Below are 13,674 nucleotides of genomic sequence, written 5' to 3' on the forward strand. Positions count from 1 at the left end.
TAAGGGGCGTTCGCCAGAGCGAGCGCCCCTTACGCATGCTCTGGGCGAGCTTTCGGCCCGTGCTAGCTCCAGGCGTTGCCCTGGTTCTGCGCGTGGGCGCCCTGCTGACCCATGCCGTACTGGGCCCGCAGCCCCTGCCCGATCGACGCGTTCTGCGGCGGCAGCACCTCGCTGGGCTGGACGAGGGCGAAACCCTGGCCCAGGAAGCTCAGTTCCCAGCCCTCGCCCGTGTTGCCGCGCCGCCGCCACACGCCGGTGGAGTGCGTCTGCGCCTGCATCTGGACGCGCAGCGAGGTCGACCAGGCCACGATCGCGTCCGCGTCCGCGTTCACGTACTTGTCGGGCGTGACCTGGAGCATCAGCGGCTGGCCCGACGTCATCAGGACGACCTTGCCGCTGCCGGTGATGTTGAGCTGGTACTTGCCGGTGCCGGAGACCCCGTACTGGCTGTCCACGGCGATGACTTCGTGGTGCAGCGAGGAGTCCATCGCCAGGACGTAGCCGCTGTCCACGGTCAGCCCGTCCCGGTCGACGTCCACGATGTGGACGTGCTGGGCCAGGTTGGCGAGGTAGACCGTGCCCTGGCCCGAGACGCGCATCAGGTCCAGGCCCTCGCCGGTGTGGGCGCGGGCGCGCTGCTGGCCGTTCGACTGGTACTCGCCGTCGAACTCCATCAGCCCCTGATAGGCGACCATCGAGCCCTTGCGGGCCAGGAGGTCGTCATGGCCGGTGAGCACGGCCCGCAGCAACTGCGGATTCTGCGCCGTGTAGCGCTCCTGGGACTGCTGCTCGGTGTAGCCGAAAAGCGGGCTCTGCATGGTGTGTCTCTCCCCCTCAGCCCCGGGCCCGCAGGCGGTCCGTGCTGTCCTCACTCGGCTGTACGACGACGATGCCCTGGCCCGAGAAGGCCATCTGGAACGCCTCCCCGCTGCCCCGGCCGATCAGCGCCGAGGCCTTGAAGCTGCGCTTGCCCTTCACCTTCAGGTTCGGGGACCAGGCCACCAGCGCGTCCGGATCGACGTACGTCTCGTCCTCGCCGCTTCCGCAGTCGACGACGACCGGGGTGCCGCGCGAGGTCAGGGCGACCCAGCCGGTGCCGGAGATCTTCACGTTGAACAGGCCCTGACCGGCGAACTTGGCCAGGCCCTTGACCCGCTCGACCCCCCACTGGAGGCTCGCGTCGAAGGCCAGCACATTGGTGCCGTTGACGGAGAGCGCGTCATTGTCGAGGTGCACGATCACCACGTTGGCCCCGTAGTCGGCGAGGTAGAGCAGGCCGTCGCCGGTGCACTTCATGAGCGGCGCGCCCTCGCCGGTGATCCAGTCCCGGGCCATCTGACGCACGGCCGGCGGGTTGGGCTCGTACTGGATGAAGCCCTCGTAGGCGACCATCGAACCGACCCGCGCGAACAGGTCCTGGCCGGTGGACATGGCCACCTTGAGCATCGCGCTGCCGTGGTTCTCCATCCGGGCCGCGACGGGGGTGGGGGCGTAGCCCGCAAGTTGCTGGTTCATGGTTCGGGCTCCCTCAGACCTCGTACGGCTGGACGACGATGAAGTTGCCGGGGGCGCCCCGGAACTGGAGATTGACGGACTCGCCGCTGTCTCCCGGATAGGCATTGCGGCGCAGCCTGACCTGGCTGGAGACGATCACCTGGGACGCGGCGGACCAGGCGACGATCGCGTCGCTGTCGGCGAACGTGGTCGGGGTGACCGGCAGCACCACCGGGGTGCCGTGTGTCATGACAACGAGTGTGCCGGTGCCCTGGAACAGCATGGTGAACAGGGCGCCGCCGGGGATGCCGTGCCCCTCGATGCGACGGACTTCGTACTGGAGGGACTCGTCGAAGGCCAGCACGTTGTCGGCGGAGACGCAGATGCCTTCGCCCTGGAGCTCGATGGGGTGCAGATAGGCGCTGTTCTCGGCGAGGAAGACCTGGCCGCGGCCGGTGCAGCGCATCAACTGCATCTCCTGGCCGGTCGCGTTGCCGACGATCCGGCCCGCGAAACCGGCGCCCTTGTAGCCGAAGTCGACCTTGCCCTGGTACATGACCATGCTGCCCTGGCGGGCGAGGACCGGCTGGCCGCCGACGCCGAGGTCGACCCGGATCAACTGCTTGTTCTGCGAGGTCCAGCGCTGGCCGGTGGGCAGTTCCTTGTACATCTGGATGGCGGCGCGGAGCCCGCCGCCCTGGGGCGCGCCCTGCGGCTGGCCGTAGGGCGCGGGTTGCCCATGGGGCGCGGGCTGTCCGTACGGAGCGGGCGCCCCGGGCGGCGACACCTGGCCCGGGACCTGGCCGAACCGGGGCTGCGGCGGCTGCTGCCCGTACGGAGGCTGCGGCTGCTGTCCGTACGGAGCGGGCGCGGGCGGCGGCACGGTGCCCGGCACCAGGTGCATGGGCGCCGCGATGGTCGGGGCCGCGTGGATCTGCGGGGTGGGCACGGGGGGCGGTGGCGGAGTGGAACCCTGCGGCGGCGGCGCGTAGTGCTGGGCCGCGGGCGCGGGCGTCACGAAGGAGGGCACGGGCGGTGGGGCCTGCGCCGGGGCGCCGAACTGCGGGGCGGGCGCGACGCCTTGGGGCGGCGGGGCGAAGCCGGGGGCGGCACCCTGCGGCTGCGACTGCGGCTCCGGCTGCTGCGGCGCTGCGGGCTCCTCCTCCAGGACCTCGCCGCCGAAGTTCTTCAGGAGGGCTTCGAGGCCCCCGTCGAAACCCTGGCCGACCGCGGCGAAGCGCCAGACGTCCTTCAGGTAGAAGTCCCCGAGCATGACGGCCCGCTCGGTGCTGAACTCCGAGCCGGTGAAGGAGTACCGGACCACTTCCTCGCCTCCGGCCACGACCCGGATGTAGCCAGGGCCCGCCTGGGACATCTGGCCGGCGCCGTCGAGCGTCGCGGTGAAGGAGAGCTTGTGGATGTGGGCCGGGACGCGGTCAAGGGTGACGCGGAACGACTCGGTGTCACCGGCCTGGGGGCCCAGGAGCTGGATCGACTCCTCGGGGGACTTCGGCTGGTTGAAGAAGACGAAGTAACGGTCGTCGGACAGCTGCTCGTTGGCGTCGAGCCCGAAGCAGCTGATGTCGAAGGTCAGCCCGGGGCCCCCGACCTGCACACCCACGTACAGATCCGTGCCTGCCGTGAGATCACTGACCTTGGCCTTGTGGCCGCGCTGGAATTCCCTGGCCATGCGTACCGACCGTCCCCCATCCCGAGGTGATTGCGTCGCGCCAGGCTAACGGCTGCCTCGGACAATCGGCGAAGTCGCTGCACATTCGGTACAGAACCGTCGAGGGTCACTCTCCGCGTGCGGCGGGGAGGTGCGGGAGGCGGTCGGCGGCCACCACGCCTTCGAGGTATCCGCGGGCCCGCTCGGTGCGCGGATAGGCGTCGAGGAGCTCCCAGAACCGGGGCCCGTGACCGGGCACCAGGAGGTGGGCGAGCTCGTGGACGAGCACATAGTCGACGACGTACTCCGGCATGCCCTGGAGCCGGTGCGAGAGGCGGATGCTGCCCTCGGCCGGGGTGCAGGAGCCCCAGCGGGTGTTCTGGTTGGTCACCCAGCGCACCGAGGCGGGGCGCGCCCGGCCCTCGAAGTACAGCTCGGAGAGCCGCTCGGCGCGCTCGGTGAGCTCCGCGTCGCCCAGCATGCGCTTGCTCTCCTGGGCGGCCAGCTTGTCCAGCATCACCGTGACCCAGCGCTGCTCCTCGGCCTCCGACATCCGGGCGGGGATCAGCACGATGGTGCGGTCGCCCTCGCGGTAGGCGGACACCGTTCGGCTGCGCCGGGAGCTGCGGCGGACCTCGACCGCGCTCGTCGCCGGACCGCGTGGCGGCAGGCTGGTCGGGCTGCGCGGCGGGCTTCCGGCACTCTGCAGTGGGTCGGCGGGCACGCCCCGACGTTACCCGCTGTCAGTGGGGGAAGTCCCGCCTCCGGGACGGTTGAGCCATGATCCATCCGACGGGGTGCAGCATTTGAATGACTAATAACCCCCGTCTGTGGACAACTTTTCACGCCCTCCGACGCAGCCGTGCATTCTGGCCCCATGCCGCGCGACGGCCCTGCGATCGGGCAGGATCCGGGGACGCGCGGAGCCGTGGGACAACGGGGGTTCGACCATGCATCCGATGCTGAAGCCGGCGCTGCGCCGGGCCTGGCGGGACCGGCAGACCGTGCAGTTCGGGATCACACCCGCGCAGGCCGTCGTCGTGTCGCCGGTGGACCCGGCGACGGGCCACTTCCTGGAACTGCTCGACGGCACACAGGGCCTGCCGATCCTGTACGAGCGGGCCCGGGCCCTGAACCTGCCGCCGGACCAAGTGGACGAGCTGGTGGCCCGGTTGACGGCGGCGGGCGTGGTGGACGATCCGACGGCGGGCGGCCAGGCGGCCCGTGCGCTCCGGAATCGGCCGGACACGCTGGAGCGACTACGGCCGGATCTGGCGTCCCTCTCGCTCATTCATCCGGATCCGGGCGACGCGGCGCGCCGACTGGCGGCCCGCAGGGCCATACGGGTTCAAGTGCGGGGCGCGGGACGGGTGGGCGCGGCCATCGCCGCGGTGCTCTCGGGCTCCGGGGTGGGCCGGGTCGACGTCCTCGACGGCGGCACCGCGCAGCCGGGCGACGTGGCGCCGGGCGGGCTGCCCGAGCGAGCGGTGGGCGAGCGGCGCGCGACGGCGGCGGCCCAGCTGGTGCGGCGCACGGCACCGGGCGGTCCCCCGCGCCAGGGGAGGGAGGAGGAGCAGGCCCCGCTCTCCCTGATCGTGGTGGCCCCGCGCGAGGCGCTCGACGTGTACGCGCCGGACACGGCGGACGCCGAGGAGTGGGTCGGGTCCGGAACACCCCATCTGTACGCGGGAGTTGTGGAGACGACGGGCGTGGTGGGTCCCCTGGTGCTACCCGGCGGCACCGGATGCGCAGGGTGCCTCGCGCTCGGCCGCGCCGAGCGCGACCCGGGCTGGCCGCGGCTGCTCGCGCAGTGGCGCTCGGGGCGCCGGCGCACCGCCGTACCGGCCTGCGACCTGGCACTGGCGACCGCGGTCGCGGGTCTCGCGGCGGGCCACGCCCTGGCGTTCCTGGACGGTGATCTCCCGGCCAGTACGGGCAGCCGCTGGGAGGCCTCGCTGCCCCGGCTCGACTGGCGCTCCACCCCGATCGAGCCACACCGGGACTGCTTCTGCGGCGCGGTCGGGAACACTCAGGGGGAGCAGGTCTCGGGGGCGGTCGGGCCACACGACACAATGGCCGGGTAACGCCTGCGAGGGCGCTGCTGTCTGGGATTTGGAGGGGCGCATGTCTGATCTTCCCCGGAAGGCGGTCACCCGGACCGCCAAGCTGGCCGCGCTGCCACTTGGCTTCGCGGGCCGGGCCACCTGGGGCCTGGGCAAGCGGATCGGCGGCAAGTCCGCGGAGCTGGTGGCCCGCGAGCTCCAGCAGCGCACCGCCGAACAGCTCTTCAAGGTTCTGGGCGAGCTGAAGGGCGGCGCGATGAAGTTCGGGCAGGCGCTGTCCGTCTTCGAGTCGGCCCTGCCGGAGGAGGTCGCCGGACCCTACCGGGCCGCCCTGACCAAGCTCCAGGAGGCCGCGCCGCCGATGCCGACCCGCACGGTCCACGCCGTCCTGGAGGAGCGGATCGGCGCCGACTGGCGGGAGCTGTTCCTGGAGTTCGAGGAGAAGCCGGCGGCGGCCGCCTCCATCGGGCAGGTCCACCGCGCGGTCTGGCACGACGGGCGCGAGGTGGCCGTCAAGGTGCAGTATCCGGGCGCCGGCGACGCACTTCTCTCGGATCTGACGCAGCTCAGCCGGTTCGCCCGGCTGCTCGGCCCGCTGATTCCGGGCATGGACATCAAGCCGCTCATCGCCGAGCTGCGCGACCGGGTCTCGGAGGAGCTGGACTACGAGCTGGAGGCGCGGGCCCAGCGGGAGCACGCGGCGGAGTTCGCGGGCGACGCCGATGTGCTGGTGCCCGATGTGGTCCACCAGTGCGACCAGGTCCTGGTGACGGAGTGGATCGAGGGGATACCGCTCTCGGACGTGATCAGGGAGGGCACGCCGGAGCAGCGGGACCGGGCCGGGCAGCTGCTGACCCGGTTCCTGTTCTCCGGCCCGGCCAGGACCGGCCTGCTCCACGCGGATCCACACCCGGGCAACTTCCGGCTCCTGCCGCCCGAGAAGCCGGGGGGCGTCTGGCGGCTCGGCGTCCTGGACTTCGGCACGGTCGACCGGCTGCCCGGCGGGCTGCCCGCGACCATCGGCGAATCCCTGCGGATGACGCTGGCGGGCGAGGCCGAGGCGGTGTATGAGGTGCTGCGCGGGGAGGGCTTCGTCAAGGAGTCCATCGACCTGGATCCGGACGCGGTGCTCGACTACCTGCTGCCGATCATCGAGCCGGCCCAGGCCGACGCGTTCACCTTCAGCCGGGGCTGGATGCGCGGGCAGGCGGCCCGGATCGCCGATCCCCGCTCCCCCGCCCACCAGTTGGGCAAGCAGCTCAATCTGCCGCCGTCGTATCTGCTGATACACCGCGTGACGCTGTCCACCATCGGCGTGCTGTGCCAGCTGGACGCGACGGTGCGGATGCGGGACGAGCTGGAGGAGTGGATGCCGGGCTTCCTGGCGGACGTTCCGCACGAGTCCGAGCCGGAGGCGGTCGAGGAGGCCTGAGGCGGCGCGGCGCTACCACCAGGCGGCGTCGAGCCTGCCTTCGATGGCCCTGATGTTGGCGCGGGCGCAGGCCTCGCAGTAGTAGTGACCGGTGCCGTTCTCGACCGAGTAGGTCCACGTCGGCGGTGGGCCCTCGGCCGGAGCCGGGGTCCCGCAGTGGGAGCACACGATGGTTTCGGCCATGGGCCGATTCTGGTCGTCCACCGTGCGACGATACCGCCGCGCCGGGCACCCGCGAGCACAACGCACCGCGGGGGCCGGTCCGTTCGGACCGGCCCCCGCCGTCTTACCTGGTGCTTCTGTTGCTCCGTGGCCGTGCCGGCCCGGTGCCGGCTGTCAGTGCATGACGGCCATGGCGAGGGCACGGCGGGCGCGCATCGACGCGCGCTCGGCGCGCCGCTGCATACGCCGGGCGGCGACCATGCGTACGGCCTGGCGCTCCACCTCGGCTTCCCGCAGTCGCTGATGCATATGCGCACGGGCCAGGGCTTCTGGCATGAGTTGCATTTCGAGGGTCCTGTTCTGGCGCGACTTGTTCGCGCCGGTGGTGGTGAAGTCTGGGGTCGCGGAGCCGGTGGGCTCGCTGGCGGACGTCGTCATCGGGGCCTGCTTCTGGGGGTCGTTCGTTCGGGGGTGGTCGATGGTTCCCGGGCGGTTCATGCCGCGACCGGGTTCTTGCGCGGACGGCCACGCGGCCGCTTGCGGGCCACGACCACACCCTGGACGAAGAGCTCGCCGCCCCAGACGCCCCACGGCTCGCGCCGCTCCTTGGCGCCCGCGAGGCAGGCGGCCACCAGGGGGCAGGTCTGGCACAGGGACTTGGCGTACTCGACGTCGGCCGGCGACTCGGCGAAGAAGACCTCCGGGTCGAAGGAACGGCAGGGGACGGGTACGCCGAGGTTCTCGATGGCGTCGTCGAGCGCGGTGAGCGCGGTGAGGGGAGTCAAGGCGGGGTCCTCCGTGAGACCGGGCGGGGGGAGAGTCGGGGCGGGCGGTACGGACGGGGCGTGCGCTTCGAGTTGCACGGTGGTTTCAACCTCGTCTTGTCGGGTGTGTTCGGCTGTGTCGGTCCGGCCGGTCGGCCGGGCGTCGGCTGGTACCGAGGCCCCCTTCACTCCGTCCGTCCCGTTCGGGACAAACAGAAGGGCCGCGGATCCCTGATGGGGTTCCGCGGCCCTGAAGGCGCCTGCCTGATCTGGATCAGGCTGGATCACTCCAGGGTTCGAGCCCACGGAAGGCCCACATCATGTGGTGCTGGTACTTCTTCGTCTGCTTCTCGGCTCCGGCACCGGTCGCCGCAAAGGCGTGGGCCTGGGCCCGTCCCTTCGCTACTGCTGCTCCCGGCGCCTGGATCGGTCGCTCATTACGCTCATCACGCACGGGGAGGCTCGCCAGGGAGACCGGAGCGGCGGCGGAGAAGCCGACCAGACCGGAGACGCCGGTGGACAGACCGGTGCCCTGGAACGAAGAGCCGAGCGTGCAGGTGGCGGCGACCGAGCGGTCCGTCACTTTGGTGCTGATGAAGCTGGTGTTGGTCTCGATGTAGCTGGCCACTGGTCTCGCCTCCTCTCGGCGTCTCGGGGACTTCGGCCTCGCGGCCTGATCCCATGCGTATTCGGATAAGTACAGCTAAGTACAGCACGGAGACCGGGCTTCGGAGAAGCTCCTGTTTCCGTGGTTAAGAACCTATGGGGATTCCTGGGGCGGGCGCAAACTATTTTTTCGACGAGTTTTCACGAACCCGCGTCGTCGACTCCTCCAGGCTCGTCACCTGCGCAGATGGCCAGTACGTCGGTGCCGAAGCGGTCCAGCTTGCGGGCGCCGACGCCGGAGATCACCGCGAGCTCGTGCCCGGTGGACGGCACGGCCTCCGCGATCGCCATCAGCGTCTTGTCGGTGAAGACGACGTACGGCGGCATGCCCAGCGCCTTCGCCTGGTGGGAGCGCCAGTCGCGGAGCCGCTCGTACAGCGCCTCGTCCATGTCCGACGGGCAGTCCTCGCAGCGCATCAGCTTCATCTCGCCGGCCTCGGTGAGTGTTTTCCCGCACACCCGGCACAGCACCGGCCCCCGCCGGACGCGCTTGCGCACCGCGGGGCCGCGCTCGACGCCTCCGGAGCCGCCCGCGACCGGGCGCGCCGCGCGGGAGCCCGAGCCCGGCCGCAGGCCGTTCAGGAAGCGGCTGGGGCGTCGGCTCGCCCGGCCGCCGGGAGAGCGCGAGAGCGACCAGGAAAGACCCAGGTGGATCCGGGCCCGGGTGACGCCGACGTAGAGCAGCCGGCGCTCCTCCTCGATCTGCTCGTCCGTCTTGGCGTACGTGATCGGCAGCATGCCCTCGGTGAGGCCGACCAGGAACACGGCGTCCCACTCCAGGCCCTTGGCCGCGTGCAGCGAGGCGAGGGTGACGCCCTGGACCGTCGGGGCGTGCTGGGCGGCCTTGCGCTCGTGGAGCTCGGCCACCAGGTCGGCCAGGCTCGCCTCGGGCCTCGCCTGTGCGTAGTCCTCGGCGAGGCGGACCATCGCGGCCAGCGACTCCCACTTGTCGCGCACCGCGCCGGAGCCCGTCGGGGGCAGCGCCGTCCAGCCCTTGGTGCCGAGCACCGCCCGCACCTGGGAGGGCACGTCCACGGCGTCGTCGAGCAGCGAATCGTTGCGGCCCGCCACGGAGGCGCCGCCGAGGGCGACCATCGCCTCCAGCACCTCGGGGCGCTCGAAAAACCGCTCGGCGCCGCGCAGCTGGTAGGGCACGCCCTCGTCCGCGAGAGCCTGCTCGTAGACCTCGGACTGGGCGTTGATGCGGTAGAGCACGGCGATCTCGCCGGCCGGCACCCCGGAGCGGATGAGGTCGCGGATGCGCCGGGCCACGCCCTCGGCCTCGGCGGGCTCGTCGCCGTACTCCGTGTAGACCGGGTCGGGGCCCTTGTCGCGCTGCGAGACCAGTTCGAGCCGGTGCTCGGCGGCGCGGCCGCTCGCCTGGTTCAGCAGCCCGTTGGCCAGGTGCACGACCTGGGGGGTGGAGCGGTAGTCGCGGACCAGCTTGACCACCGTCGCGTTCTGGTGGCGGGTGCGGAAGTCGAGCAGGTAGTCCGGGGTGGCGCCGGTGAAGGAGTAGATGGTCTGGCTGGCGTCGCCCACCACGCACAGGGTGTCGCGGTCGCCCAGCCACAGTTCGAGCAGGCGCTGCTGGAGGGGGCTGACGTCCTGGTACTCGTCCACCACGAAGTGCTGGTACTGGCGGCGGACCTCCTGCGCGATGTCGTCGCGGTACTGGAGCACGCCGACCGTGAGGAGCAGCACGTCCTCGAAGTCGATCACCGAGCGGTCCTGCTTCAGCTGCTCGTACATCCGGTAGACCTGGGCGATCTCGGCCGGGTCGCGGGGCGCTTCGCGGTGCGACTTGGCGACGGCCGCCGGGTAGTCGCCGGGGACGGTCTGGGTGACCTTCGCCCACTCGATCTCGCCGGTCACGTCGCGCAGCTCGTTGCGGTCGAGGCGGAGCCGGCAGCGGGCGGCCGCCTCGGCGACCAGCTGGACCTTGCGCTCGACGAGCCGGGGCATGTGCTGGCCGCCGACCGCTCGGGGCCAGAAGTACTGGAGCTGGCGCAGGGCCGCGGAGTGGAAGGTGCGGGCCTGCACGCCGCCCACGCCGAGCTCGCGCAGCCGGCCGCGCATCTCTGCGGCCGCCCGGTTGGTGAACGTGACGGCCAGCACCCCGCCGGGCGGCAGGATCCCGGACCGCACCCCGTACGCGATCCGATGGGTGATCGCGCGGGTCTTGCCGGTGCCCGCGCCGGCCAGCACGCACACCGGGCCGTGCAGGGCCGTGGCGACCTCGCGCTGCTCGGGGTCGAGCCCGTCGAGCACCGCGTCGGCCGTGTCGGGGACCCGCGGGAAGAGAGTGGAGTGCGTTGCTGATGTCACCCCGCCATGCTGCCAGGTCCCCCGGGACGGGTGCGCCGCGTTGTCCACAGGTGGCGCCCGCAGTCGTACTAATGCGGCCCGTGCCGCCTCCCGCGGGCCGCGGGACACCGGGCCGGGCGGTCGTCGGAGGCTCGGCGTGGCGATTGGGTCACATGGGGGCGCCGCGCGGGAATGGTGGTCGGCCCCCGTACGTTCCACCCCCTGCGGAACCGCATTCGGCGGGGCGCGCACGCCAGTCAGCGATACAGAGGAGCGCGAGACACATGCCGGGCACTGTGACGATGTACAGCACCACCTGGTGCGGCTACTGCCAGCGGCTGAAGAAGCAGATGGACCGCGAGGGCATCGCGTACAACGAGGTGAACATCGAGCACGACCCGGACTCGGCGGCGTTCGTGGAGAAGGCCAACGGCGGCAACCAGACGGTGCCGACCGTGCTGTTCGCCGACGGGTCCACGCTGACCAACCCCTCGCTGGCGCAGGTCAAGCAGAAGATCGGCGTCTGAGCGCGGCGCGCACGAGCCCGTGCGGGCGATCCGCCCGACCGAGCCGGAAGGCCCCCGTCCGATCGTGGACGGGGGCCTTCCGCGTGCCCGGCCCGGGGTCCGGCCCCCCGGCGCGGGCCGGGCTCAGTGCGTCGGCTTCGGCAGCGGCTCGCCGTACCAGAGCTCGATGAGGCGGGCCGCGATCGAGATGCCGTACGGGGGCAGCACCTCGCCGGACTCGAACGCCGCGGCCAGGTCCTCGCGGGAGAACCAGCGGGCCTCGTGGATCTCCTCGCCGTCCACGTTGATCTCGGACGAGGTGGCCTTGGCCATGAAGCCGAGCATCAGGCTGGACGGGAAGGGCCAGGGCTGGCTGGCCACGTACTCGACCGGGCCGACCGTGACGCCCGCCTCCTCGAACACCTCGCGGCGCACCGACTGCTCGATGGACTCGCCGGGCTCGACGAAGCCCGCGAGGGTGGAGAAGCGGCCCTCGGGCCAGTGCACCTGGCGGCCGAGCAGCGCCCGGTCGTGCTCGTCGGTGACCAGCATGATCACCGCAGGATCGGTGCGCGGGTAGTGCTCGGCGCCGCAGGCCGGGCAGCGGCGGATGTGACCGGCCGCGGCGATCACGGTGCGCTCGCCGCAGCGGGAGCAGAAGCGGTGCAGGCGCTGCCAGTTCTCCAGGGCGACGGCGTGCGTCATCAGGCTCGCGTCGCGCGGCGACAGGAGCAGGCCGGCCTCGCGCAGCCCGGCGGGCCGGGCCGACTGGTCCATCCGGCCGGGCAGCGCGTCCTTCTGCAGGGCGAAGTAGCTGACGCCGTCCTCGTCGGTGCCCAGGAAATAGCGGTGGGTCTCGGTGACCGGGGCCTCGAAGGCCGGGGTCATGACGAGTTCGGTGCGCCCGTCGCCACCGTCCGCCGGTTCGTCGATCAGGACCTGTCCCCCGGAGACCACGAAGACCCGGGTCGTGGGATGGCTCCAGGCAGCCGCGAGCCAGGCCTCGTCGAGGCGGTGGTGCGCGGCCCGGTCGATGCCGCTGGGCGCGGTGAGACCGATGGGCGTGGCGAGCCCGATCGGCTGGTCCGTGACGGCTTCACTGCTGGTGGTGCTCACAGGTGCTTCCAACTCCCCCGGGTGGATGGTGTGTTCAGCGATTTCTGTCAGCCGGTGGCGCGGGCTGAGGGATCAGGCTGTCGTGGCGGCGAGGTCGCTCCACAGGTGGGCGGAGGTCTCGACGCCCTTGAACAGCAGGTCCAGTTCGACCTTCTCGTTCGGCGCGTGCCAGCCGTCGGAGGGGACCGAGATCCCCAGGAACAGGACCGGCGCCGCCAGTACGTCCTGGAGGTCGGCGGCGGGGCCCGAGCCGCCCTCGCGGGTGAAGCGGACCTTGGTGCCGAAGGCCGTGCTCATGGCCCGGACGACGGACTGGAGCGCGGGGTGGCCGAGCGGGGTCAGACACGGCCGGGTGCCCGCGCTCCAGGCGATCTCGTGCCGGATCCCGGCGGGGATCCGCTCGGCGACCCAGTCGGTGACGAGCTTCTCGATGTGCTTCGGGTCCTGGCCCGCGACCAGGCGGAAGGACAGCTTCACCATCGCCGAGGACGGGATGATCGTCTTGCCGCCGGGGCCCTGGTAGCCGCCGCCGATGCCGTTGACCTCGGCGGTCGGGCGGGCCCAGATCCGCTCCAGGGTGGAGAAACCGGCCTCGCCCAGCGGCGCCTGCGACTTGGCGGTGTCCAGCCAGTCCGCCTCGTCGAAGGGCAGCTCGGCGAAGAGCTCGCGCTCGGCGTCGGTCAGCTCGGCGATGCCGTCGTAGAAGCCCGGGACGGTGACGTGCTCGTCGGTGTCGTGCAGGGCCGCGACGAGGCGGGCCGCGGCGGTCGCCGGGTTGGGCACCGCGCCGCCGAAGGAGCCGGAGTGGATGTCCTGGCCGGGGCCGTACAGCTGGATCTCGCACTCGGCGAGGCCGCGCATGCCCGTGCACACGGTGGGGGTGTCCTCGGACCACATGCCGGTGTCGGACACGATCACGGCGTCGGCGGCGAGGCGCTCGGCGTGCTCCTCGACCAGGGCCCGGAAGTGCGGCGAACCCGACTCCTCCTCACCCTCGATGAGGAGCTTCAGGTTGACGGCGGGCGCGGTGCGGCCGGTCGCGGCGAGGTGCGCGCGGACGCCGAGGGTGTGGAAGAACACCTGACCCTTGTCGTCGGCGGCGCCGCGCCCGTACATCCGGCCGTCGGTGATCACCGGCTCGAAGGGGTCGGTGTGCCAGCCGTCCTCGCGGGCGGCGGGCTGCACGTCGTGGTGGCCGTAGACCAGGACGGTGGGCGCGCCCGGCTCGCCCGAGGGCCACTCGGCGTAGACGGCGGGGGCGCCGGGGGTGTCCAGGATCTCGGCGACCGGGAAGCCCGTCTCGCGGAGCTTGGCGGCGAGCCAGTCGGCGCTGCGCCGTACATCGGCGTCGTGGCCGGGCTGGGCCGACACGGACGGGATGCGCAGCCACTCCGCGAGGTCGTCGAGGAAGGCGGCGCGGTGCTGCTCGATGTAGGCGCGCACCGTCGCGGTGGCGGTCTGGACGGCGCTGTCCGGGGTCTCGCTCATGCCCTTG

Annotated in this window: 14 protein-coding genes; 3 read left to right on the top strand and 11 right to left on the bottom strand. The window is 71.9% G+C overall.

Annotation, left to right across the window (positions count from 1 at the left end):
- Window positions 1-62: 62 nt before the first annotated feature.
- From DT019_RS23420 to DT019_RS23435, 4 genes are all read right to left on the bottom strand, one after another.
- On the bottom strand, window positions 63-818 hold the full coding sequence (locus DT019_RS23420; RefSeq protein WP_114038858.1) for an AIM24 family protein: 756 nt from the start codon (window positions 816-818) through the stop codon (window positions 63-65).
- 16 nt (window positions 819-834) lie between these two features.
- The gene (locus DT019_RS23425; protein ID WP_114038859.1) at window positions 835-1,515 is read right to left on the bottom strand and encodes an AIM24 family protein; all 681 of its coding nucleotides are present in this window, start codon (window positions 1,513-1,515) and stop codon (window positions 835-837) included.
- Between the two features lie 13 nt (window positions 1,516-1,528).
- The gene (locus DT019_RS23430; protein ID WP_114038860.1) at window positions 1,529-3,184 is read right to left on the bottom strand and encodes a TerD family protein; all 1,656 of its coding nucleotides are present in this window, start codon (window positions 3,182-3,184) and stop codon (window positions 1,529-1,531) included.
- A 106-nt stretch (window positions 3,185-3,290) separates the two neighbouring features.
- Complete coding sequence (locus DT019_RS23435; RefSeq protein WP_114038861.1) at window positions 3,291-3,887, bottom strand: M48 family metallopeptidase; 597 nt, start codon at window positions 3,885-3,887, stop codon at window positions 3,291-3,293.
- 226 nt (window positions 3,888-4,113) lie between these two features.
- Here DT019_RS23435 and DT019_RS23440 point away from each other — a divergent pair, with 226 nt between their 5' ends.
- Together DT019_RS23440 and DT019_RS23445 are read left to right on the top strand one after the other, a co-directional pair.
- On the top strand, window positions 4,114-5,247 hold the full coding sequence (locus DT019_RS23440; protein ID WP_114038862.1) for a ThiF family adenylyltransferase: 1,134 nt from the start codon (window positions 4,114-4,116) through the stop codon (window positions 5,245-5,247).
- A gap of 40 nt (window positions 5,248-5,287) precedes the next feature.
- Window positions 5,288-6,658, top strand: coding sequence for an ABC1 kinase family protein (locus DT019_RS23445; protein ID WP_114038863.1), 1,371 nt, complete (start codon window positions 5,288-5,290; stop codon window positions 6,656-6,658).
- 12 nt (window positions 6,659-6,670) lie between these two features.
- Here DT019_RS23445 and DT019_RS39715 read toward each other — a convergent pair whose 3' ends face one another.
- The 5 genes from DT019_RS39715 to DT019_RS23465 form a co-directional block, all read right to left on the bottom strand.
- Entirely contained in the window at window positions 6,671-6,841 is a 171-nt protein-coding gene (locus tag DT019_RS39715) for a hypothetical protein (RefSeq protein WP_189389856.1), read from the bottom strand.
- 153 nt (window positions 6,842-6,994) lie between these two features.
- Window positions 6,995-7,318 carry a hypothetical protein gene (locus DT019_RS23450; RefSeq protein WP_114038864.1) on the bottom strand — a complete coding sequence of 108 codons (324 nt, stop codon included), beginning with the start codon at window positions 7,316-7,318 and terminating at the stop codon, window positions 6,995-6,997.
- Complete coding sequence (locus DT019_RS23455) at window positions 7,315-7,683, bottom strand: WhiB family transcriptional regulator (RefSeq protein ID WP_114038865.1); 369 nt, start codon at window positions 7,681-7,683, stop codon at window positions 7,315-7,317. Before DT019_RS23455 ends, DT019_RS23450 begins: the two co-directional genes overlap by 4 nt.
- A 175-nt stretch (window positions 7,684-7,858) precedes the next feature.
- Window positions 7,859-8,212: a hypothetical protein gene (locus DT019_RS23460; protein WP_189389858.1), complete on the bottom strand. Its 354-nt coding sequence runs from the start codon at window positions 8,210-8,212 to the stop codon at window positions 7,859-7,861.
- Between the two features lie 179 nt (window positions 8,213-8,391).
- Window positions 8,392-10,578, bottom strand: coding sequence for an ATP-dependent DNA helicase UvrD2 (locus DT019_RS23465; protein WP_114038866.1), 2,187 nt, complete (start codon window positions 10,576-10,578; stop codon window positions 8,392-8,394).
- Window positions 10,579-10,841: 263 nt separating this feature from the next.
- Between DT019_RS23465 and DT019_RS23470 the strand changes: the two genes are divergently transcribed.
- On the top strand, window positions 10,842-11,084 hold the full coding sequence (locus tag DT019_RS23470) for a mycoredoxin (protein ID WP_114038867.1): 243 nt from the start codon (window positions 10,842-10,844) through the stop codon (window positions 11,082-11,084).
- A 123-nt stretch (window positions 11,085-11,207) separates the two neighbouring features.
- On the opposite strand, the gene nudC is transcribed toward DT019_RS23470, so the two are convergent.
- Both nudC and DT019_RS23480 read right to left on the bottom strand, forming a co-directional pair.
- Window positions 11,208-12,179, bottom strand: coding sequence for an NAD(+) diphosphatase (gene nudC / locus DT019_RS23475; RefSeq protein ID WP_223279723.1), 972 nt, complete (start codon window positions 12,177-12,179; stop codon window positions 11,208-11,210).
- A gap of 72 nt (window positions 12,180-12,251) precedes the next feature.
- On the bottom strand, window positions 12,252-13,667 hold the full coding sequence (locus DT019_RS23480) for a dipeptidase (protein ID WP_114038868.1): 1,416 nt from the start codon (window positions 13,665-13,667) through the stop codon (window positions 12,252-12,254).
- Window positions 13,668-13,674 lie beyond the last annotated feature (7 nt).

Origin of the sequence: Streptomyces sp. SDr-06 (assembly GCF_003324565.1) — a bacterium.
In the GTDB taxonomy this organism is placed as follows: Bacteria; Actinomycetota; Actinomycetes; order Streptomycetales; family Streptomycetaceae; genus Streptomyces.